This window comes from Stenotrophomonas sp. YJH_SMC_20 (assembly GCF_059367845.1).
Genome location: NZ_JCAFRG010000012.1, coordinates 123,429 through 146,120, shown reverse-complemented (window position 1 = coordinate 146,120; position 22,692 = coordinate 123,429). Strand labels below are relative to the sequence as shown.

16 protein-coding genes are annotated in these 22,692 nt (G+C 65.9%); 2 read left to right on the top strand and 14 right to left on the bottom strand.

Annotated elements, in window-relative coordinates; genetic code table 11:
- Nucleotides 1–5: 5 nt before the first annotated feature.
- From AC5P6A_RS18350 to AC5P6A_RS18325, 6 genes are all read right to left on the bottom strand, one after another.
- Nucleotides 6–1,031 (bottom strand): AAA family ATPase, encoded by a 1,026-nt coding sequence (locus tag AC5P6A_RS18350; protein ID WP_021203694.1) that lies wholly within the window; start codon nucleotides 1,029–1,031, stop codon nucleotides 6–8.
- A 195-nt stretch (nucleotides 1,032–1,226) separates the two neighbouring features.
- Nucleotides 1,227–3,200, bottom strand: a complete 1,974-nt coding sequence (locus AC5P6A_RS18345) for a type IV pilus secretin PilQ (RefSeq protein ID WP_111098865.1) — start codon at nucleotides 3,198–3,200, stop codon at nucleotides 1,227–1,229.
- 21 nt (nucleotides 3,201–3,221) lie between these two features.
- Nucleotides 3,222–3,728 carry a pilus assembly protein PilP gene (locus AC5P6A_RS18340; protein WP_010484064.1) on the bottom strand — a complete coding sequence of 169 codons (507 nt, stop codon included), beginning with the start codon at nucleotides 3,726–3,728 and terminating at the stop codon, nucleotides 3,222–3,224.
- A 26-nt stretch (nucleotides 3,729–3,754) separates the two neighbouring features.
- Nucleotides 3,755–4,411 (bottom strand): type IV pilus inner membrane component PilO, encoded by a 657-nt coding sequence (locus tag AC5P6A_RS18335; RefSeq protein ID WP_227844883.1) that lies wholly within the window; start codon nucleotides 4,409–4,411, stop codon nucleotides 3,755–3,757.
- A complete protein-coding gene (locus AC5P6A_RS18330) occupies nucleotides 4,408–5,292 on the bottom strand; it encodes a PilN domain-containing protein (RefSeq protein WP_134731838.1) in 885 nt (294 codons plus the stop codon). The genes AC5P6A_RS18335 and AC5P6A_RS18330 overlap by 4 nt, the downstream gene beginning before the upstream one ends.
- On the bottom strand, nucleotides 5,292–6,350 hold the full coding sequence (locus AC5P6A_RS18325; RefSeq protein ID WP_010484061.1) for a pilus assembly protein PilM: 1,059 nt from the start codon (nucleotides 6,348–6,350) through the stop codon (nucleotides 5,292–5,294). Before AC5P6A_RS18325 ends, AC5P6A_RS18330 begins: the two co-directional genes overlap by 1 nt.
- 219 nt (nucleotides 6,351–6,569) lie before the next feature.
- Between AC5P6A_RS18325 and AC5P6A_RS18320 the strand changes: the two genes are divergently transcribed.
- The gene (locus AC5P6A_RS18320) at nucleotides 6,570–8,993 is read left to right on the top strand and encodes a penicillin-binding protein 1A (protein ID WP_171953534.1); all 2,424 of its coding nucleotides are present in this window, start codon (nucleotides 6,570–6,572) and stop codon (nucleotides 8,991–8,993) included.
- Nucleotides 8,994–9,228: 235 nt separating this feature from the next.
- On the top strand, nucleotides 9,229–9,873 hold the full coding sequence (locus AC5P6A_RS18315) for a hypothetical protein (RefSeq protein ID WP_227844880.1): 645 nt from the start codon (nucleotides 9,229–9,231) through the stop codon (nucleotides 9,871–9,873).
- Nucleotides 9,874–10,049: 176 nt separating this feature from the next.
- Here the strand turns inward: AC5P6A_RS18315 and AC5P6A_RS18310 are convergent, their stop codons facing one another.
- The 8 genes from AC5P6A_RS18310 to AC5P6A_RS18275 form a co-directional block, all read right to left on the bottom strand.
- Complete coding sequence (locus tag AC5P6A_RS18310) at nucleotides 10,050–10,793, bottom strand: hypothetical protein (RefSeq protein ID WP_207048922.1); 744 nt, start codon at nucleotides 10,791–10,793, stop codon at nucleotides 10,050–10,052.
- A 69-nt stretch (nucleotides 10,794–10,862) separates the two neighbouring features.
- Nucleotides 10,863–15,188, bottom strand: coding sequence for an ESPR-type extended signal peptide-containing protein (locus AC5P6A_RS18305; protein WP_227844879.1), 4,326 nt, complete (start codon nucleotides 15,186–15,188; stop codon nucleotides 10,863–10,865).
- Nucleotides 15,189–15,254: 66 nt separating this feature from the next.
- Complete coding sequence (locus tag AC5P6A_RS18300; protein WP_227844878.1) at nucleotides 15,255–15,965, bottom strand: pilus assembly protein; 711 nt, start codon at nucleotides 15,963–15,965, stop codon at nucleotides 15,255–15,257.
- 18 nt (nucleotides 15,966–15,983) lie between these two features.
- Entirely contained in the window at nucleotides 15,984–17,117 is a 1,134-nt protein-coding gene (locus tag AC5P6A_RS18295; protein ID WP_227844877.1) for a CblD like pilus biogenesis initiator family protein, read from the bottom strand.
- The gene (locus tag AC5P6A_RS18290) at nucleotides 17,114–19,840 is read right to left on the bottom strand and encodes a TcfC E-set like domain-containing protein (protein WP_227844876.1); all 2,727 of its coding nucleotides are present in this window, start codon (nucleotides 19,838–19,840) and stop codon (nucleotides 17,114–17,116) included. The genes AC5P6A_RS18295 and AC5P6A_RS18290 overlap by 4 nt, the downstream gene beginning before the upstream one ends.
- 52 nt (nucleotides 19,841–19,892) lie before the next feature.
- Nucleotides 19,893–20,402, bottom strand: coding sequence for a CS1 type fimbrial major subunit (locus AC5P6A_RS18285; protein WP_180877599.1), 510 nt, complete (start codon nucleotides 20,400–20,402; stop codon nucleotides 19,893–19,895).
- A gap of 397 nt (nucleotides 20,403–20,799) precedes the next feature.
- On the bottom strand, nucleotides 20,800–21,162 hold the full coding sequence (locus AC5P6A_RS18280; protein ID WP_021203707.1) for a NirD/YgiW/YdeI family stress tolerance protein: 363 nt from the start codon (nucleotides 21,160–21,162) through the stop codon (nucleotides 20,800–20,802).
- A 350-nt stretch (nucleotides 21,163–21,512) separates the two neighbouring features.
- On the bottom strand, nucleotides 21,513–22,580 hold the full coding sequence (locus tag AC5P6A_RS18275; RefSeq protein WP_227844875.1) for a hypothetical protein: 1,068 nt from the start codon (nucleotides 22,578–22,580) through the stop codon (nucleotides 21,513–21,515).
- Nucleotides 22,581–22,692: the final 112 nt, after the last annotated feature.

Below are 22,692 nucleotides of genomic sequence, written 5' to 3'. Positions count from 1 at the left end.
CAGGCTCAGGGTGCCGGCACGCGGGCCAGCAGTTCCTGCACCAGGCGTTCGCCGTCCCAGCCTTCGGCGGTGGCTTCGTAGCTGGGCAGTACGCGATGGCGCAGCACGTCGGCAGCAACCGCTCGCACGTCATCGGGCGTGACGAAGTCGCGGCCGGCCAACCAGGCGCGCGCACGTGCGCAGCGTTCCAGCGCGATGGAACCGCGCGGGCTGGCGCCCCAGGCAATGCGGCGGCCCAGGCCAGCGTCATAGCGCGACGGATCACGCGAGGCCAACACCAGCTCGATCAGGTAGCGTTCCAGCGCCGGCGCCATGTGCAGGTCCAGCACTTCGCGGCGGGCATCGAACACATCCTGCATCGGCAGCTTTTCCGCCGCCGGTGCGGCTTCGCCCAGCGCGCCACGGGCGCGGTCGCGGGCCAGCCGAAGGATCTCCGATTCGGCGGCCTGGTCCGGGTAGCCGATGCGTACATGCATCAGGAACCGGTCCAGCTGTGCTTCGGGCAGCGGGAAGGTGCCTTCCTGCTCGATCGGGTTCTGCGTGGCCATCACCAGGAACAGCGGCGGCAGCGCGTAGGTGTGGCGGCCAACGGTAACCTGGCGCTCACCCATCGCTTCCAGCAGCGCCGACTGCACCTTGGCCGGCGCGCGGTTGATTTCATCGGCCAGCAGGATCGGGTGGAAGATCGGGCCGGGTACGAATTCGAAGCGGCCCTCCTGCGGGCGCCAGATCTCGGTGCCGGTCAGGTCGGCCGGCAACAGGTCCGGGGTGAACTGCACGCGGGCGAAATCCGCCTCCAGGCGCGAGGCCAGCGCACGGATCGCCGTGGTCTTGGCCAGGCCCGGAGCGCCTTCCACCAACAGGTGGCCATCGGCCAGCAGCGCGATCAGCAGGCGTTCGACCAGTGCCGCCTGGCCGACGATCTCGGCCGACAGGGCATCGCGCAGCTGGGTGAAGGCGCCATGCAGGCGGGAGGCGGCCGGCGCGGGCGGCGGCGAGACGGTTTCGGGCATCGGCGGTGGCAGGTTCATGGGGGCCTTTGACCGGCGCGGGACGGCACGGGTTCCCGACATCATCGCAGGGTGCCTTGCGATTGGCATCAAGAAAGGATGAACAGCGCCCACGCATGGCGTGGATCTACTGGACATGGGCGGCGTGGATCTACGGGTGGAAACGAAGAAGGGCCGCGCATGGCGGCCCTTCTTCGTTTCGCGGGTGGCGCGGGCTCAGTTCTGCTTGGCCACGCGCAGCACCTTCGGCGTGACGAACACCAGCAGCTCGGCCTTGTCCTTGTTGCGGCCGCGCTTCTTGAACAGGTTGCCCAGGAACGGCACGTCGCCCAGGAACGGCACCTTGCTGATGCTGCTGCGGTCGGTGAACTCGTACACGCCACCGATGACCACGGTCTGCCCATCCTCGACCAGCACCGCGGTGTTGACCTCGCGGCGGTTGATCGACGGCACCGTGCCGTAGCCCTGCAGTTCGATCAGGCGGTCGACTTCATCCTTCTTCACCTGCATGTTGAGGAACACGCGGTTGTCGTTGGTGATGGTCGGGGTCACCCGCAGTTCCAGCACCACTTCCTTGAACTGCACGTTCGGGGTGGAGCCGGCGCCACCGGCAGCACCGGTGCCGCTAATGGTGACGTAGCCGATTTCCTTGCCTTGCTTGATCATGGCCTCGCGCTGGTTGGTGGTGACCACGCGCGGGTTGGAGATCACCTCACCTCGCGACTCTTCCTGCATGGCCGACAGCTCCACGTCCAGCAGGTAGCCTGCGTTGAGGATCGACAGCGCCAGCGAGCCAGGGTTGTTGGCTGCGGCCACCGGCAGGTTCCAGTTCAGGCCGCGCTTGATGGTCGGGCCGCTGGGAATAGGCGCCGGGCCGACGCTGCCGCCGGCCTGCCACTCGCGAATCGCCTTGGCGTTGGCCTGCGCCGTATCGACCTGCGACTTGCGGGTTTCGGCATTGGCATCCAGGCTGCCGCTGAAGTACACGTTGTCGCGGCTGCCGCTGATGCCGAACTTCGCACCCAGCTCGCGGGCGAAGGTATCGGTAGCGATGACGATACGGCTTTCGATCAGCACCTGGTCAACCGGACGGTCGATCACGCCGATCAGCTCACGCATGCGCGCGATCTTCTTCGGGATGTCGCTGATCATCAGCGTGTTGGTGCGCTCGTCGGCCACGATACGGCCGCGCGAGGACAGGAAACCACTGTCTTCCTGCGACGAACCGCCGCCACCGCCATTGCCGCCACCACCACCGCCGCCGATGCCCTTGGCCTCGGTCAGCGCTTTGAAGATCTGCGTGGCGCTGTGGTAGTTGATCTGGACGTAATCGGTGACCAGGTCTTCGCGGTTCTCGATGGCGATGCGCGCGTCTTCCTTCTCCTGCTCGAACTTGGCCAGCTCAGCCTGCGGAGCGACCCAGATGACGCTGCCATCGCGACGCTTGTCCAGGCCCTTGGCGCGCAGCACGATGTCCAGCGCCTGGTCCCACGGCACATTGACCAGGCGCAAGGTCACATTGCCCTGTACCGAATCGGAGGCCACCACGTTGAGATTGGATTCCTCGGCGATCAACTGCAGCACGGTTCGCACCGGCACGTCCTGGAAGTTGAAGGTCACCGGCTTGCCGGTGAAGCCACGCTGCCCCACCGCCTTGGCGGCCTGGGTGACGCTGCCGGCGGTGACCGCGCCCACCGCGGCGGGCGCCTGCCGCGGGCTGATCTCCACCACGTACTCGTTGCCGCTCTGGTAGGCCAGCGACTCCACCGCGCCACCGGTACTGAGCACCAGCTGCGTACCGGCACCGGACGGCTTGGCGTCGATGCGCTGCACCGGTGTGGCAAAGTCGGTGACGTTCATCGGCTTCTGCAGGTTGGCCGGCAGCCGAGCGTTACCGACATCGACCACCACGCTGTTGCCCTGCGTACGCAGATCCGGCACCGCGCCTTGGCCGTCGAACTGGACGATCAGGCGCCCGGCGCCATCATCGCCGCGCTTGAAATCGATCTTGGCCACCGACAGGCCGGCCGGCGCTGCCGCCGGAGCCACGGTGGCGCCCACCGGCTTCTCGGCCGGTGCGGCGGCCAGCGCCGGAGCGCAGGCCAGCATCAGCGCGACTCCCAACGCGCTGACACGGTTCAAGGTAGAGCGCCGGATGGGACGCAGCCCCTTGGCTTGGTGAAAGGTCATCGTGCTATCCCCAGTAAACGATCATTGATCTTCAAGCGAGAGCGTTGCCGGCCGTTCCAGCCAGCCGCCCGCGCCATCCGGCACCAGTTCGATCAGCTCCACGTGGTCTTCGAAGACCGCCGTGACCCGCCCGTCGCTCTGCCCCAGGTACCCACCCGGGCGTACCCGGTAGGTCACCTTGTCCGGCCCCATCACCAGCGCCACGGTAGCGGCGCCGGTGCCGATGGTACCGACCATGTCCAGTGCATCCAGCGGGAAGCCTTCCAACGGCTCCTTGCGCCGGTTCGGATCCGGACGCAATCCGCCATTCCCCTGCTGCGGATTGGTCCAGGCATCGGTGAACGGATCGCGCAGGCCCTGTGCGGAGTATTCGAAGGTTTCGAACTGCTGCATCACCGGCAGCGGCTCCAGCGGCTGCGCCGGTCGTGCACGCTCGCCTTCCACCCACTTTTCAAGATTCGGCGCATCACCCGGCGTGCTGGTCACATCGCGGCCGCACGCGGCCAGCATCAGCACGACGGCTGCCATCCCACAACGCGCAAAGAGGGAACCGATCACTTCTTGTCCTCCTTGCCGGCGTCAGCCGCCTGCTGTGCCTGCACCTCGGTCTCATCCAGATAGCGATAGGTCTTGACCGTGCCGGACAGCTCCAGCGCACCGCTGCGGGCGTTGCCGCTGGCCTTGTCCTTGGGCTTGAGGTTGATGTCGTGCATGGTCAGGATCACCACCCGCGGCAGCGAGGCCACGCCGCTGACGAACGCACCGAACTGATGGTAACTGCCCACCATGCGCAGCTTGATCGGCTTTTCGGCGTAGAACTCCTTGACCTGCTCCTGCTCCGGCTCGAACAGCTCGTTGGTCAGGCCGCTGGACAACGCGGTCTGCGAAATGTCGATGATCAGGTCCGGCATTTCGGTCTTGCTGGGCAGCTGCCGCAGCATCTGCTGCAGCACCTGTTCCATCTGTGCCAGCTGCTGCTTCAGCGGCGCCAGGTTCACCGCGCGTTCCTGCTGCTTGGTGAACTCGGCACGCAGGTCGACTTCCTTCGATTCCAGGCCGGCCAGTTCCTCGCGCTTGCCACTGATCAGCAGCATCCACGCAACGAACATGATCACCAGCGCCAACAGCGAGCAGAAGACGATCTTGGCCTTCTGCGGCCAGTTGCCGATGTCGTTGAAATCCAGGTTCTTCAGATCGATTTTCTGGCTCATGCGCGATCCCCCTGCAGCGGGGCGTTGAAGGCCTGCGGCGGCTGCGCCAGGCGGCTGCCCTCGGGCTTCGGCGCAGGCTTGGCAGCCGGGGCTGCCGGCTGGTTCGGCGCGGCCGGGGTGGCAGCGGGTGCGTTGACCGGAGCGGCGGCGGGGGCAGCCGGAGCAGCAGCGGGCTGGCCTGCGGCCGGTGCAGCAGGCGCCGCTGCATCCGGGCCGGCGGCAAGCGGGGCCACGGCGGGCGGAGCCGGCGTTGCCACCGAACCATCGGCGTTGAGGCCTGGCGTACCGGCCACTTCCTCACTCTGTGCCGGCAGCTTCACCTTGACCACGAACACATAGGGCAGCGCCTTGATGTCCGCAACCGGGCCGGTCTTGCCGTCCTTGTCCTTCTCGGGGTCACGCGCTTCGATGATCGACAGTTCCGGGTTGGTCATCCAGCCGGACGTTTCCAGGTTGCGCATGTACGCCGAAACACGGGCGTTGGACTGGGTGCGCCCTTCCAGGGTCAGCACGTCGCCTTCCTGCTTCAGCGCGGTCAGCACCAGGCCATCGGGAATCGTGCGCACCAGCGCATCGAACAGGTGCACCATCTGCGAGCGCTTGGCCTGCAGTTCTTCAATGACCTTCTTGCGGGCCAGCAGGCGTTCCTTCTGCGCGTCAAGGCGGTCGATCTCCTTGTTCTGTTCCTTGACCTTCTCGATCTCGGCTTCCAGATAGGCATTGCGGTCCATCTGGCCGCTCACCTGGCGGTCGTAATAGAACCAGATCACCAGCGACAGCAGCAGGCCACCGATAGCGGCCATGCCCAGCATTGCGTAGAACTCGCGCTGGCGTTGCTTGCGCCGCTCGGCGCGCCAGGGCAATAGATTGATGCGTGCCATCAGTCGAAGCTCCTCAGCGCCAGACCGGTGGCGATCATCAGCGCGGGGGCATCCTGGGCCAGCGCATGTGCGTTCACCTTCGGCCCCAGGGTCATCTGCGCCAGCGGGTTGGCGACCACGGTCGGCACGCCCAGCTGTTCCTCGACCATTTCCGGCAGGCCGCCGAGCACGGCGCAGCCGCCGGCCAGCACGATGTGGTCAACGCGGTTGAACTCGCTGCCTGCATAGAAGAACTGCAGCAGGCGGCTGATCTGCTGGACCGTGGCTTCCTTGAACGGCTCCAGCACTTCCATCTCGTAGCTTTCCGGCAGCCCACCCTGGCGCTTGGCCAGGCCGGCTTCCTCGTAGCTCAGGCCGTAACGGCGCATGATCTCGTCGGTCAGCTGCTTGCCACCGAACACCTGTTCGCGGCTGTACAGGCTGCGGCCGCCGCGCAGAACGTTGAGGGTGGTCATGGTGGCGCCGATATCGACCAGCGCGACCACGCCCTCGATGGACACCGGCAGCTCGCTGGCGACCAGGGCGTAGGCGTTCTCGACCGCGAAGGCCTCCACGTCCATCACCTTGGCCTGCAGGCCACCCAGTTCCAGGGCCGACTGGCGCAGTTCCACGTTCTCCGAACGCGACGCGGCCAGCAGCACCTGGACCATCTCCGGGTTGTTCGGGATCGCCCCGATCACCTCGAAGTCCAGGTTCACTTCCTCGATCGGGTACGGAATGTAGTTGACCGCTTCCAGCTCGATCTGGGCTTCCATGTCGTTCTCGTCGAGCTCGGCCGGCATCGGGATCACCTTGGTGATCACCGCCGAACCGGCAACGGCGGCAGCGGCCAGCTTGGCCTTGCTCCCCGAGCGGTTCATCGCGCGGCGGATGGCCTCACCCACGGCCTCCACTTCCACGATGTTCTTTTCCACCACCGCATTCGGCGGAAGAGGTTCCACAGCGTAATGTTCCACGCGAAAACGGTTGCCACTGCGGGACAGCTGCAAAAGCTTTACCGCAGTCGAACTGATGTCGACGCCTACAAGCGGCGACTGACTTTTTGGGATGAGCCCCACGGTTTCTCCCCTGCCGACGGGCACTTGGACGCAAGACCTGCGCCCGAGCATTAATAACGTATTCTTAGCAAATGGCAACGGCCCTGCTGTGAAGTTCCTCACGGATTCACGATGCAGCCCCTGACTGTTCCCCTTGCGCTCCCCGGTGCCGACCCCAGCCGCCACCTTGCGTAATCTATACTCTGCGACCACGAAATTCGCAATCGGAATCTGAACCCGATGACTCGACTCCGCCGCTGGCTGCGCTGGATCTTCCTGATTGTCCTGGTCCTGGCGCTGATCGGCGCGGCCGCCGTGGGCGGTCTGTACTACGCCGTGTCCTCCAAGCTTCCCGACGTGCAGACCCTGCGCGACGTGGAAATGCAGGAGCCGATGTACGTCTATGCCGCCGACGGCAAGCTGATGGCGGTGTTCGGCGAGACCCGGCGTACCCCGATCACCATGAAGGACGTGCCGGAGAAGCTGAAGCAGGCCTTCCTGGCCACCGAGGACGCCCGCTTCTATGAGCATGGCGGTGTGGACTACAAGGGCATCGGCCGCGCGGTCTGGCTGCTGGCCACCACCAACGACAAGCGCGTGCCCGGTGGTTCCACCATCACCCAGCAGGTGGCCCGCCAGTTCTTCCTCAGCTCCGAGTACAGCTATACCCGCAAGCTGGCCGAGATCCTGCTGGCGCGGAAGATCGAGTCCGAACTGAGCAAGGACGAGATCTTCGAGCTGTACCTGAACAAGAGTTTCTTCGGCAACCGCGCCTACGGCGTGGCCGCCGCCGCCGAGTTCTATTACGGCAAGAAGCTGAACGAGCTGGACCTGGACGAGATGGCCTCGCTGGCCGGCATCCCCAAGTTCCCCTCCTCGGGCAACCCGATCTCCAATCCGGAGCGCGCCCGCCAGCGTCGTGACAACTATGTGTTGCAGCGCATGGCCGACCTGAAGTTCGTCAGCCAGGCCGAGGCCGACGCGGCCAAGGCCGTGCCGATGCACGCCACCGCGCATGAGCCGCCGGTGCAGGTCGACGCGCCCTACGTAGCCGAGCTGGTGCGCCAGGAGATGATCGCCCGCTTCGGCGGCGATGTGGTCAACAAGGGCTACCACGTCACCACCACCATCGACTCCACCCTGCAGACCGCCGCCAACCTGGCCGTCCGTGATGGCCTGCTGCTCTACGACCACCGCCACGGCTGGCACGGCGTGGAGAAGCAGGTGCAGGTGGGTGCCGGTGAAGACGCCGCCGCCCTGGCCGAGCACCTGCGTGGCCTGTACGGCCAGGCCGGCCTGCTGCCGGCCATCGTTGCCAGCACCGGTGCCGATGGCAGCGCCACCGTGGTGCTGGCCAACCGCAGCGAGATCGTGCTGCCGGCCGGTGCCGCCAAGTGGACCAACAAGACACCGGGCAAGCTGGTGCAGCGCGGTGACATCGTGCGCGTGCGTGCCGGTGCCAAGGAAGGGGAGTGGCTGCTGGATCAGCTCCCGCGCGGCCAGTCCGCGCTGGTCTCGCTGGATGCCCACAGCGGCGCGCTGAAGGCGCTGGTTGGCGGTTTCAGCTTCTCCGGCAACAAGTTCAACCGTGCCACCCAGGCCCGCCGCCAGCCGGGTTCGAGCTTCAAGCCCTTCATCTACGCCGCGGCCTTCGACAAGGGCTACAACCCGGCCTCGATCGTGCTCGACGCCCCGGTCGTGTTCCGCGACCGCCGCGGCAAGACCTGGGCCCCGCAGAACGACGGCGGCGGTTTCCGCGGCCCGATGCGCCTGCGCGAAGCGCTGGTGCAGTCGCGCAACCTAGTCTCGGTGCGCCTGCTCGATGGCATGGGCGTGGACTATGCGCGCAAGTACATCAGCGAATTTGGCTTCGCCGAATCGGAGCTTCCGCCGAACCTGTCGATGTCGCTGGGTACTGCCTCGCTCACCCCGCTGTCGGTGGCGCGTGGCTACGCGGTGTTCGCCAACGGCGGCTCGCGCGTGGATACCTGGCTGATCGACCAGGTGAACGACCGCGACGGCAACCTGGTGTTCAAGGAAAACCCGGCGATGGCCTGCCGCGACTGCGCCGGCAGCAGCGACCAGCCGGTCAACCAGGTGGTGGACGGCTTCAACTTCGGCGCCCCGGCCCCGAAGGTGGACCCGGCTGCTGCGGCCAAGGCCGAAGCCAAGGCCGAGACCCCGGCCGCGCCGGTCAACCCCGATGCCCGCACCGCCCCGCGCGCGATCGACGCCCGCACCGCCTACCAGCTGGTGTCGATGATGCGCGACGTGGTCCAGCGCGGTACCGGCGTGCAGGCCAAGGTGCTCGGCCGCGAAGACGTGGGCGGCAAGACCGGCTCCACCAACGACCACCGCGACGCCTGGTTCTCCGGCTTCGGTGGCCCGTACGTGACTACCGTGTGGGTGGGCCGCGACGACTTCCGCTCGCTGGGCTACCGCGAATACGGTGGCAAGGCCGCGCTGCCGATCTGGATCGACTACATGCGCACCGCGCTGAAGGACACCCCGATCGCGCAGAACGAGCCGCCCAGCGGCATGGTCCAGGCCACCCTCAACGGCGCGACCGAATGGGTGAAGGTGGAAGACATGGACCGCCTGACCGACTACGACCTGAACCTCAATACGCCGCAGGCCGACGCCGCCGCGTTCGATATCTTCTGAGGAAGGATTCGGTGGGTGCCAACCGTTGGTTGGCACTGCCTCTGTAGAGCCGAGCCCATGCTCGGCTTCGGGGGCCCGCGGTAGAGCAGCCGAGCATGGGCTCGGCTCTACAGGATCAACGGCACCCGTTTGCCGTGGTGGGTGCCAACCGTTGGTTGGCATCTCCGCGCCATACCCACGCAGATGTCACATCCGTGCGCTACTCTGTAGCCAGGTCGCAACAGGGAGTCATCGCATGCATCGCGCCCGTCAGCATGCTGCCAGCCAGACCCGCGAGCGGCGCCACCGCCTCGCCCACGAAGCCGCCCGCCTGATGGCCGAAGGCGGCATCCGCGACTATCACCAGGCCAAGTTGAAGGCCGCCAGCCGGCTCGGCATCCACGACGATGCCTCCCTGCCCCGCAACACCGAGATCGAAGACGCCTTGCGCGAATACCAGCGGCTGTTCGCTGGCCCCCAGCACGGCAGCGAGCTTCAGCGCCGCCGCGAGGCTGCCATGCGTGCGCTGGAGTTCCTGCACGGCTTCTCCCCGCGCCTGGCTGGCCCAGTGTTGGAGGGCACCGCCGACGCCAACAGTCCCGTGCAGCTGCACCTGCACAGCGACGACCCGGAAGCCGTGCACCGCTTCTTGGAGGAGCACGGCATTCCCGCCGAATCGCGGACGCGCCGCCTGCGCATGGACCGCGAACGCTGCCTGGACGTGCCGGTGTGGGTGTTCAGTGCCGAGGAGCTGACCTTCGACCTAGCGGTGCTGCCGTACGACGCCCTGCGCCAGGCCCCACTGTCACCGGTGGATGAGAAGCCTATGCGACGTGCGTCCGTGGCGCAGTTGCGGCAGGTGCTGGCCGAGGCCGAGATCACCGCGTACATCGGCGGATGACGGTAGCGCCGGCCCATGGCCGGCGAGCGCAGCGGTACCTGCCAGTGATGGGTGCGGACCGTTGCTCCGCACCGTGCTTCAGGCAATCGATTGCTGGCCGGAGAGCAGTCGAGCACGGCTCGACTCTACAAAAGCTGCGCTACCTGCGCTGGCAGATGATGCCCATCATGCTCCCGTTACCAGACAAAACGGGTATCGCGCAGCGGGTCGCTGAGCAGCCGCGGCAGCCACGGTACTGGGGCTCGCTGCGGATACTCCCGCATCATCTGTGCATGCATGACCTGCAGGCCCCGCAGCAACCAGATCTGGTCATAGATGTCGTTGAACCCATCCGACCACCCACTCTTCACCCGCTCATGCTCGACCGCCTCCAACGAGGGCATCTGGTCCAGCGACACCTCCAGGATCGTCAACAGTGCTGTGTTGATCTGCGCATTCTCAACACCCGCCCTGCGCACATCCTCCAATCGAGCGCGAATCCGTCGGCAGTCGTACGGGACGCACCCACCCGTGGCGGTGATGTAGTCGGCGATGTCCGCCAGCATGTCGGCTTTCAGCCGCCACACCACTTCGCTGTCCATCACCTGCCGCACCCGCATCGTGCGCAACGTGCTCGCCCTTACCTCCTCCGGCGTGGTGAACGGTGCACCCGGCGTGCGGCCCGCGTGACGCACCAGCACGATGCGATGGATCGCCTCGCTGGTGACACCCTCGATCCGCAGCGCCGCGGCTTTCGGTTGCACGCGCGGCGGCGGTACACCCAGCATCTGCCACAGGTACCACAGCACCAGCAGCAGACCGGCAATGCATAGCCCGCTCATCAGCGTCCACAGATCCAGGTTCCGGGTGTAGTAGCGAAAGCGCGCCCGCCAGATATAGAACGTGCGATAGCTGACGATTCCACTTACCCATCTGTACATTGCCTTCTCCTCGGCAAGGACCCCGGCGCGGCGGGGTTCATTACGCGCACCACGCCGGGGCCGCATGGCTTACCAGCCGATGCCGACGCCGACGCCCATGCTGCGCTCACCGCTGTTGGTGAACGCCCCATTGAGGCTGAAGGTGGCCGAGCCCTTTTCGTTGAGCACGCGCTGGTAGCCCACGGCCATCGCGGACTCACCCTCGCTGTAGCCCACGCCCGCACCGAGGCGGTTGTAGGTGGCCAGGCCCGCAGTGTTCATCGCCATCGCGGTCTGTGCGCTGCTCATCGCCGCCATGCGGTTGAAACGCTTGTCCATCTTGTCCAGGCGACGTTCGAAATTGCTGATCGCGCCATCGGTGTACTCGTTTGCGCGGGCCAGCATCTTCTCCAATTCAGCGGTGTCGACCTGCGGCTTGGGCGTGTCGTCCTGCTTCGACTTCGGCTGCGGCGCGGGCTTCTCACCCTCGCCGACCGACGCCACCTGCTGGCCGCCTTCGGCCTGCGGCACCGGTGCTTCCGGCTCCGGCGCCGAAGCGACGGCCATTGCCCGCGGCTGCGGCGCATCAATGCGCTCTTCCAGGCCATCGATACGGCCGTTGAGCTGCTGCTGCATCGAGTGCAGCTGGCCGCCATTGACTGCATCGCGGCTGCCGGCCGCAATCAGGCCATTGGCCACGTTGGAAATGACCATGCCGTGGGTTCCGGCCAGGGTGAGCTGGTTGAGACCGTCGGCGCGGACCGAGGGGGTGTCCTGGAACACGCTGCGCAGCTGGGACTCGACCTGGTTCAGCCGCGAGCGGTTGCTGACCACTGCGCCGTCGAGTGCTTCCAATGCACCATTGAGCGTGGACTGGGACTGGCCCTGCACGGTGAAGCTGGGGCCGACGATGTTGCCGTTGGCATCGACTTCACCGCCGAGCGCGGACAGCGCCCCGCGCAGCTGGCCGACGGTGGCGGCGTTGTGGTTGGCGGTGCCGTTGGCGATGTTTATGAGGCGGCGATAAGTAGTTGCACTTCCAAATGAAACCACTCCGGCCTCATTCGCCTGAGAGCCTTCGCCTATTGCCAGCGAACCATTCGCTCCTTTACCCACTTTTGCTCCAGCACCGATAGCAATGCCTCCTCGTGCACCACCTCCGGCAATGCCTACCTCCGCTCCAGTACCTAGCGCAAATCCGCTATCGGAATCCTCATGCACGACCGAAGCGCGACCAAGGGCTATGGAATTTCTGCCCAGTGCCTTCGCATGGGTTCCCACTGCAGTTCCTCCATCGTTGCCGGTCTTAGCGAAGTTCCCAATTGCAAGACCAACCGGTCCAGCCTGAGCAGGACCATAGCCTGGAGCGGCACCCACACTGACGTACTGGCTGATGCCTTCCATGGCCGAAACACGGCTGTTGGTCTCATAGAGCTGGCTGCCCCGCACAACATCCGAGCTGTCAGCCGACAGCTTAGCCTCGGCCACACCAGTCAAACGCGCACCACCGAAATCGATCGGGCCGCTCGCATCCAATCCACGCATAGCCTGCTCACCCATCTCCCGCTCCTTGCGCATGGCCTCCAGATCATTCCGATTCTGCGAGATCCTCTGCTCTGCGGCGTACAGCTGATTTCCCGTTACGGCATCACGGCTTCCTGGCGCCACCCGACCGTCAGCCAAGTTGGTCAGCACCATGCCGTTCGCGCCATTCAGCGCGATCTGGCTCATGCCATCGCCACGGGCCGAGGGTGAATCCTGGAAGATCGAGCTGAGCTGGCCTTCCATCCTGTCCGCACGGCGGCCTGCGGTGGTGACAGCTCCATCGAGCGCCATCAGTGCGTCCTGCACGGTGTTCTGCGTTCCGCCCTGCACCGAGTACGTCGGGGCAATGATGTTGCCGCTGGCATCCATGCCTGCGCTGCCGCCGAGGGCGGCAAGGGAATCCTTCAGCTGAGAGACGGTCGTGGCATTGTGATCGGCGGCGCCACGAGCAACGTTCACGAGACGGCGCTTGGTAAGGGAATTGCCAAATGATGCGGTTCCGCTTTCAGTCGCCTCTGAACCTGAGCCTATCGAGACAGAGTCCGTAGCGCCGACTGACACCTTGGCGCCTGCACCAATTGCCATACCGCCGGCCGCTTCTACCCTGGAAGCTACGCCAAGTGCAAAGCCCCTCTCGGAATGTTCCGTAACCAGAGAGCCCCGACCAATGGCGACCGAGTTCATTCCCAGTGAGTTGGCAAAGGCCCCGATTGCCGTCCCGCCTTCGCTCAGCGGGCTGGCCTTGGCGGAATCACCAATCGCAACACCGAATCCGCCGGCCACAGCCCGTTCGCTGAACTCGTCAGTACCGAGCCCAACGAACTTCGATTGGCGCTCGATCATCGAGACCCGGGCATTAGTTGCGAAAAGTTGACGCCCTGATACAGCTTCAGCACTACTATCGGTCACCATGCCATCTGCAACGCCGCTGATCTTTCGGTCGACACCCATACTGTTGCGCACATCCAGCACGGTTCCGCTGTTCCTCTCGCCCAGACGGACACTTCCATCAACGGCAACCTGACTGACCAGCCCTTCCAGCGCACCCGTGCCGACCAACGCCTGGGCAGCGTCTGCCTTCGCAACCGTTGCATCCGCCTGCGCCGCCGTAGCCGCTTTCTCCACAGCAGCGACCTGCACGTTGGTGGCATTGAGCTGCTTGCCGTTCACAGCCTCGTTGCTGCTGTCATCCAAGTCGCCGTCAGCCACACCGGCAACCTTCCGGCTGGCGTTGGCGCTGTTGCGCACGTCCAGTACAGTGCCGCTGTTCTTCTCGCCCAGGCGGACATTGCCGCTGGCGGTGGTCTGAGAGACCAACCCGGCGAGCGCGGTGGTCTCGGTCAGTGCCTTGGCGGCGTCGGCCTTGGCGGCGTTGGCCGCCGTCTGCGCGCTCGTGGCCGTGCTCTGCGCGGTGGACACGGCCTGGTTGGTCGCGAACAGCTGATTGCCGGTGATGGCATCGGTACTGCCATTGCTGACCGCGCCATCGGCAATGTACTGGATCTTGCGCTTGAGAGTGGCGCTGCCCACCGAAACGGAGTTGACGGACGCCGTGACAGAGCCCGCACCCAGTGCCACTGCATTGTCATGGCGGGCATTGGCGCGGTCACCCAGCGCCACGGCGCTCGTGTTGGCCGATACCGCAAGATTGCCCAACGCGATGGCGAACTGCGCCTTGGCCTCGCTGCCACGCCCCAGCGCAGTGGACTGCTTTGCCGTGGCTTTGCTCAGGTACCCCATTGCAGTGGCATGCTCGGCCGCCGCATTGGCGTCACCGCCCACTGCAATGGAGGAGTTTCCGCTGGCAATGGCCCGGAAACCCGTCGCGACCGCGCCGTTCGCGCTGCGCGTGTTCGCGCCGATGGAAACGCCGGCATTCTGGCCGGTCACTCGATTGCCCTCCGCATCGACGCCAGCCAGCGCATCGAACCCGAGTGCGACGCTGCGACCGTTGTAGGCCTTGGCATTGTTGCCGATGGCTGTACTGATACCAAAGCTGCCCGATTCGGCAATCGCGCCCTTGCCCAGTGCCAGGGTGGTGGCATCGATACGGTTGGTGGCCGACTGTGCGAGTGTCCGAACGGCTGCCAGGTCTGTTTTCACCGCACCCACGCTCGCTTCAACGGCACCCAGCTTGCTGTTGGTGGTGTGCAGCTGCTTGCCAGTCACCGCATCGGCACTGGTCGCATTGATTCGCCCATCGGCCACGTTGACGATTCGCCGCTTCTCTTTGTCACTACCCACCGAAACCGTATTCACTTCGGTGGCAAGGGAATTCGCACCAAGCGCCACGGAATTCTCACCTTGTGAAAGTGACCCACTGCCAATAGCAATGGAGTTCTGCCGGGTGGCCGATGCCTTGTTCCCGAATGCAGTAGACCCGATGCCCTTGCCGTAGGCGTTGGCACCGACCACCGTACTGTGCCCCAGCTGAGCACTGGCGTTGTAGCCAACGGCAACGCTGTCTACCCCGTTGATGTTGGACTTGTAGCCAAACGCGGATCCATAGTTGCCAACGATCCGGCTTTGGTGCCCGAAACCCGCCCCCCAGCTGCCACTCAGATACGTCCCGCCACCAATGATCAGATACTCTTTCGCATCGGCCGCAGCGTTAGCCCACAAGGTTCCATCGGTCTGACCCGCATGTGGAAGGCAGCGAAGATAGTTGGAACCAGAGTCAAGGACCGAGCAGCCATAGTAGTCAACTCCCGCGGTCGCATCCTGCATGGCGGCTGTAGCCGTCAACGCGACCACCAGTACTGGAATCAGCCTGCGCGGGCCGCTGGTGCTTCCTTTTACTACAGCCAGCTCGCTGGCTACCTCCCAGCACCCCTTGGCCCGGTTCCAGATACGCCGATAGATTCGATTCATGGTCTTTCTCCTTAACAGTTTTCGGAAAAGGCATCCCGCGCCATGCGCGGGACGCAGGGAGGGGGATCAGCTGGACTGGATGGCCACGTCCTGGACATGCTCGCGATAACCGTCCTGGGAAAGCCGGTAGCGCAGGCGCAGCGAATTGCCCGGCTGCGGCTGGAACGGCAGGGTGAAATCGGCATCCGGGTACAGGCTGTGCGAGAGGTCGTGCGGCGTGCAGACGCCGGCGGCCGTGCATTCGGCCGCATGGACGATGCCCACGCGCAGCGTGCCGCTGTTGTGCAGCGTGTTGCCGCGCACCTGCAGGTCGACCACGCCGTCGGCGGGCACCACGTTCACCAGCGCACCCCACACCAGGCTGACGCCGACGTCGGCGTGCGCAGCGTCGTCGCTGCTTTCCAGTTCAGTGCCTTCCGGGCCGCGCACGCCTTCGAAGTACACGCGGTACGCGGTTTCCTTCTGCACCGGTTGCAGGGGGATCAGCCGGATCAGTCGATTGCCACCGCCTGACAGCGCGAACTTGCCGGGGGTGATGGCAATGGCCGAATCGGCGACCTCGACGTCCTGCTCCTGTTCGCGGGGCGTTGCCGGGTTGTCGATGCGTCGCAGGCTGGCCTGTACATACTGCGGCCGGGTGGACTGCGAGTAGACGCGGATCTGCGCACCCCGCTTGGCATCCATCGCAGTTCGCATGGGATGGATGGACAGGTTGGCGTGTGCTGCTGGCGCAAGCAGCGCACTCAACGGCAGCATCCAGGCGATCAGTTTGTTCATGGCAGGCTCCGTGTGGGATCAGGGTTTGGCGGTGGGGACGCGCAGTTCCACCGTCAGCTCGCCCTCGTAGAGACCGGGGCGCTTGCTGGCAATAGGGGTGGGAGGTGTCAGCAATGTCAGCGGCGTGGGCACGCAATAGACCGGCTGGCTGATGCCAGGCAGCATGACCAGGCGCAGTTCGGCGCTGTCGATGCCATGCAGCAGCTCTTCCACGCCATGCCGCATGCGGATATCGCGCCCGCCGTAGTTCAGGCTGACGTGGTAGTCCAGGCGCTGTCGGTCGTCGCTGCCACCATCGCGATGCCAGACCGCGAAGTCGCTGCCGGGTGGTGGGCGCGGCCCGCTGTCGCGCACGGTGACGCCGAGGAACTCGCTCTGCGAGCCGAGGCCGTCGTAGAGGCACATCTCCAGCTGCTTGCGGCCGCCCACCATCTGCTTGATGGGGTCGTAGCGCAGGTCCATGTTGACCAGCGGCGCAATGGTGTCGAAGGCTGGGAAGTAGATCGAGATCGCGTCGTAGTCGGTGACGGTAAAATCGAAGTTGAAAGTGGCGGTGGCGACAGGAGCTGCGGCGGGATCGGCCTTGATGTACAGGCGCATCGTGGCCTTCCAGTGGCCTGCGACGAGACGCGCGAGTTCAGCTTCTGACAAGGTCAACGCAGCGCCGGTACCAATTGCTTCGCCGGTACCGCAATAGTCCAAGCGTGATGCAAATAGCGGCCGGACCCCCGGTTGCCAGAAGTCACCCGCGCAACTGCGGTCGGTCATCGAACGCTCCAGATACCCGACCATGCGAATGTCGTTTCGTAGACCCGTTCTTTGCTCAACCAGGCGAATGACAACCTCCGAGGGAACGGTGAGCTCCCCTCCAACCCCTTCCGTCCGGCATCTGCCGAACTCTGGGTCCGCGAATGACCCACACACAACATGGATCTGCCCATACTTCATCGCCACGTCATGACTGAACCCCAGCACCGTCCTCGGCGCCCACAGCTCCACGTCGCCGGGCACGGCCGAGCGGTCCCAGCTCATCACGATGTCCCGGCTCTGGTCGGACGGATGCGTTTCCGGCGGCCACTGCGCCCACGCCCGTGGCATCAGCACGGCCAGCGCGCACACCAGCATCAACACGAACAACACACGCCGGCTCATGGCGTTCCTCCTGCAGCAGCGGTCTGGGGCGTGGCGGCAATCAGCGCGCGTTCCTGCAGCAGCCGGGTGACGCGGGCCTGCTGGCGGATCTCCGCCGGCAGCTGGGCCACGGCCAGCGGTTCGCAGCGCACGGCACCGACCAGCAGCACCACCTGGCGGCGCTCGCGCACCTGCAGCGGGCAGTGCAGCAGGCGGTCGTCCTGCAGCAGGTAGAGCGTTGTCTCGCGACGCGGGAAGTCGGCGACGAAGCCGCCGTTGGCGCTGGTGCCGGGCACCGGCGCGTTGAGGATGCGGGCGCCGCCCAGCGGCGCGCCGGCAAGCGTGCGGGCGGTGCCGATGAAGGTATAGGTCACTTCGATCGGCACCGGCATGCGCATCAGCCGCCCCGGGGCCAGGAACATCGGGCGCACGCCGCCCACGCCGCTCACGCGGATGGCGGCCATGCTGGTGTCGTTGCTGGCGTCCTGCAGTTCGGCACGGTGCGACTGGTAGGCGGTCAACGGCAGCAGCCGGCGCTCGCCGATCTGCAGCCGTTGCCGGCCTGCGCCACTCACCTGCAGTTCGGCCGCCACGCCCTGCAGGTCCAGGTCATCGGTGGCGGCTACCTGTACCGCCAGCCCGGCATCGGCGCCGGTGCCTGCGCCCCAGTAGGCCCCCCGCCGGCCCAGCGCGAAGGCGGAGCTGTGCGTGCCGCTGTAAGCGGTCTCGCTGCGGCCATGCTGCTGGTAGTACGCCACGGTGGCGCCGGTCTGTCCGTAGCGGTTCTGCAGCTGCCCGCCAAGCGATGCGCTGTAGCGGTCGTTGTTGTTGGCGCGCAGCTCGGAGATCAGCTCACGCAACTGCGCGTCCACCTCCTGGCGATAGCTCTGGCCGACGCTGTAGTTGATCTCCGGCCGCTGGTGCTGCGGCTGGCGCATGTCCACCGCATGGCGGCGCTGGCCGTTGCCAACATGGCTGCGCTGCAGGCGGTTGAAGCTCACGTTGAGGTAGATGCCACGGTCGCGCGTGCGGGTGTCGCGGGCACTGTCGTGGCTGTGCTGCTGCCACAGGCCCAGCCGCGTGGAGACGCTGAAATCCTGCCAGCGATGGCTGCGGCTGAAGCTGGCCTGCCAGGTGCGGCTGAGCTGCGGCTCGCGGTGCGGTTGCAGCGGTTGCGGCGGCAGGAACGGATCCAGCGGCGCCAACGGGCCATCGTCACCAGGACGGCTCCAACCGGTGCGCCAGGTCTGGCGCCGGGTGTGTCCGAGGTAGGCCGTACCCCCGGCGATCGGCAGCGAGACCGATCCGCTGAGCGAGTTGGTGCAGCCCAGGCGGTCCCGTGCATCGGCCTCGAACTGGCAGGCCTTGCCGCGCATGCGCTGCTGGTAGATGTTCCAGGAGGCCTTGCGCCGGTATGACAGCTGATGCTGCTGGCCGTGGCTGCCATCGCTGCCGCGCATGCCGCTGAACGTTGCGCGCATCTCCTGCGTGGCCAGCACGCGGCGCAGGTCGATCCGCAGTTCGCCATAGCTGTGCCCGCCCAGGTGGGCGACGCCCGCAGTAGCCGCCAGGTCGCGAGCCAATGGCACGCGCATGCCGGCCACCGTTACCTGCTCACCATCGAAGCGGTCGCTGCGGCGCTCGTTGCGGCGGCCACCCTGCACGAACCACTGCCATTGGCTGTCGGTCCAGTCACCGCCCTTGTCGAAGGGGGCTTCTTCAGTACGCACCAGCACGCCATCCTCGTAGATGCGCATGCGCACCAGGTAGCTGCCGAACGGGAAGTTGCGGGTATCGATCTGGTTGATGCCGGCCTGCAGGTAGTAGGTCTGCAGCAGGCGCTCGCCGTCGAACACGTCCACGCGCGCATCGCGGGCGAGCAGGACCGTCAGTGGCGAGGCCTGCACGGCAGCATCGCTGTCCACGTAAGCCTGGGTGGTGCCCACGCGGGCACCGTCGAAGCGGTCCAGCGGCAGCATGCTGAAACCGAAGGTGCCGCCCTGTGGGCTGGACAGGTTGCGGCGGTCCATGCGCCCGGCCTGCAGGTAATACTGCTGGCCCAGGTCATGGCGGTAATAGACGTTGTCGAATTCGAAATGCGCATCGCCACCGTTGCTGCGGTAGCGCTGCTGGGTGAAGTACCAGTCGGCGGACATATGGCCCCGCTGGAACAGGCCGAGGACGCCGGTGCCGCGCGCACTGAACGACTGGTAGTCGCGCCCACCGGTAAGGTTGAGTACCTGCTGGTGCAGGAAAGCGTTCTCGGCATTGCTGCTGAGCGCGTGGAAGCGTTCCGCGGCGGGCTCGCCACCGATCCACTTGCGCGCCACGAACAGGCGCACGGCGCCCTCGCCTTCGTCGTACAGCGCGAGCGCGGCGGCAGGGTCTTCTGGGGGATCCAGATAACCGCAACCGGCCTCGGCGCCACCGAAGCGGCAGGCCAGGTGGCTGTTGCGTGGCAGCGGCTGCGACAGCGCCGGCAGCAGCGCGGCCTGCGCCTCGGCGGACAGGTCCAGTGCCTGCAGCACGCGCGCGGGATCTTCCAGCTGCACATGCTCCAGGGTGACGCGCACCGGCGACAGCCCGGCCGAGCGGCCGAACAGCCGGATGTCGAGTTGTTCGGTCTGGCCTTCGACCAGATCTTCGAAACCGGGCGGGACGCCGCGCGCGGCCACCAGCGGAGTGGACAACGCCAGGGCGAGCGCGACCGCCAGCCGGGTGACGGCGGGGGCGTGTGAGGTCATGGGGGTACCGCTGGAGAAGCGGCCGGCCCGGGAGCCGGGCCGGCGCGGGGGATTACGGCGTGGCGGCCTTCTGGTTCAGCACGACGTTGACGATGCCGCTGTAGCGACCCTTGGTGGTGATCGGGGCCGGGGTGGCCTGGGCAATGGTCAACGGCATCGAGATCGAGGCGCCCGGGGTCGAGCCGGCACCGGTGAACAGGTCGACTGCCTTGTACTCGATGGCGGCGGCACCCAGTGCGCGATTGTTGAGGCTGATGGTCATCGGCACGGTGACGCTGCCGGTCTCATTTGCGAGGGCAAACGCACCGTCGATGCGTGCCTCGATATCCGCGGTTTCGTCGTTGGAGTGAATGCGCACACGCTGCGTGTCCGGAATCAGGCCGCGCAGCGGATCGTGGGTCAGCGTGACCAGGTCCGGCAGCGGGGTGCCGTCATCACGCAGCAGTGCCAGGGTCGGGTCGACGTCGGCATAGACGGAGATCTTGGTTTCCAGCGCGTGCGCAGACAGCGAAACAGTGGCCAGCGCTGCAGCGAGCGCGGCCTTCTTGATGATGGCGTGCATGGGTTGTCTCTCTCGGACAGGGGAATATGAAAGCCTCCCTCCCCTAAGGAGAAAGGGAGGGAGGCGCCACCCGCAGAGGTGGGTGCGGGCGACGGAGAGAATGTTAGGAATCCATTGCCATGCAGACTATTCAAGCATTCCTAAAACGTGGAACGTTAAGGAGAATTCTTGAAGGTGTTCAATGTTTGAGGGCTATGCAATTCCCCTCACTGCTTGAATGCAATAAACCTCATTGCTTCGCATTTGTAGAGTCGAGCCGTGCTCGACGGCTGTTCGCACCATACGTGCGAGTCGAGCATGGCTCGACTCTATAGACAGCTTTTCCGGTCGTTTGACGTCATCCACGCATGGCGTGGATCTACTGTGGCGCCGGGCCCATGCGCGGCTGCCGTTCGCTTCAACCTGCGGGCACCACGGTGACGTGATCGACATCGATGTCGGTCGGCTTGAATCGATGCGTGTCGACCTTGCCACGCAGCTCGACCACGGTGTCGGCGCCAATGGCCTGCGGCGGCAGGTCTTCGTCATCGATCTCGACTTCGATCTGGCCGCTGGCATCACGGAACTGGTAGCGTTCGTCCCCGATCTTGGAGATGAGGGTGCCACGCAGCACCACCGGATGGTCATCGCGCTGCGCGCGTGCGTCGGCGACGGTGCTGGCAGCCGTTCCTGCGCCTGGTCCGGTGTACTGCGCAAAGGCCTGCGGGCTCAGCAGGGCAAGCGGCGTGGCGATGAGGGCGATGGCAAGCAGTCGGTTCATGGTGTTCTCCGTGGAGGGATGAGTACCCTCAGGTTCTATCGCCCTCCATGTGATGCCCATGCAATAGATCCGAAAAGATGTGAACGCGACATCCATTGTCAGAATGCATTCAGATCCTGAAGCGAGTCCCTGTGGAACCGCGCCCGGGCGCGGCTGCTGTCCGCGCTGCGCGCGGGAGTCGAGCATGGCTCGACTCTACAGATATCAGGCCGCCTTTCGGCGGCCCGATAAGACATCGCGTTGGCGCGCGATCAGAAGAAGATCGCGTACAGGATCAGCAGCGGAATCGGCACGCCCAACAGCCAGAGCAGAATCATTTTCATGGCAGGTCTCCTTGCATGGAATGCGGGTTACAGGTCGCGGCGACGGCCGCCCCAGGTGGCGCTGAGGCTGGCGAAGAACGCGCCGATCAGCAGAGTGATGAACAGCCACAGCGCGGCGTACGCTGCGGCCTTGCGAGCATCGTCGGCCGCCTGCTTGGCGGTGGTCTTTGCCTTCTCCAGCGCGGCACGCATGCGCGTCTGCACATCGATCACACGGGCCTGCGCTTCGGCCGGGCTCATGCCGGTCTCGCGCGCGATCAGCTGCGAGAGGTAGCGGCTGTCGGCCGGGTCCAGGCCCTCGCCCTGCAGGCTGTTGACGATGATGCGGTTCACTTCGGCGCGGACTTCACGGCGGTCGCCCATCGGGCCGTTGCCCGGCATCGGGCGCGGCGGCGGGCCCATGCGCGCGTCGCGTGGGCCGACGCTTGCGGCCGGCGGCGGCGGGGGGGCATTCGGATCCATCGGTGCACCCGGCGGCGGCGCTGCAGGAGCAGACGGCCCTGCGCTGGTGGTGCTGCGGAACAGCGAATCGACCCAGTAGTTGAGGTCGCCTTCCGGAGCCGCAGCGGCAGCGCTGCCGGCGCCCGCAGCGGCAACACCGGCCGTGGATGCGGCAGCGCCTGCGGTGGCGCCCGCCACCTTTGCACCGGCGCCCAGCACGCCACCGATGGCCGAGGTCAGCAGGCCCGCAGTCAGCAGCGTGGCCACCGCCCACGACACGAAGCCGTGCGCGGTATCGCGGAAGTAGGTTTCATCGCCATGGATCTGCGTCCACTTGGTGCGCAGGCGGCCGGCGAGGTAGCCACCCAGGCCCGAGGCGGCGAGTGCGGTGAAGGTGAGCCAGGCGATGCTGGACCAGCCGAAGGTTTCCTTGCTGACGCCTTCGAACGACCACGGCGACACCGAGGAGAGGCCAAGGCCGACACCGAGGATGAGCAGGATGAGGGAGAGTGCGGCGGCAGCGGCGGCACCGGCGAAGATCGCGCCCCAGGACACGGCGCTTTCGCTGGGAGGGGTGATGATCGGGGCGGTGACGACAGTGGCGACGTCGGGACCAAGCGGGCCGCGCTCGGGTGGGTCGAATCGGGTACTCATCGGGATGGACGCTCCATTTCAGGTGCTAAGGATGCAGCTGGCGTCCTGAGGCTGCGCGAGCGCTTGTGAAGCTGGTGAGACCCTTGAATCACGCGGTCTTGGCGCGGTGAAG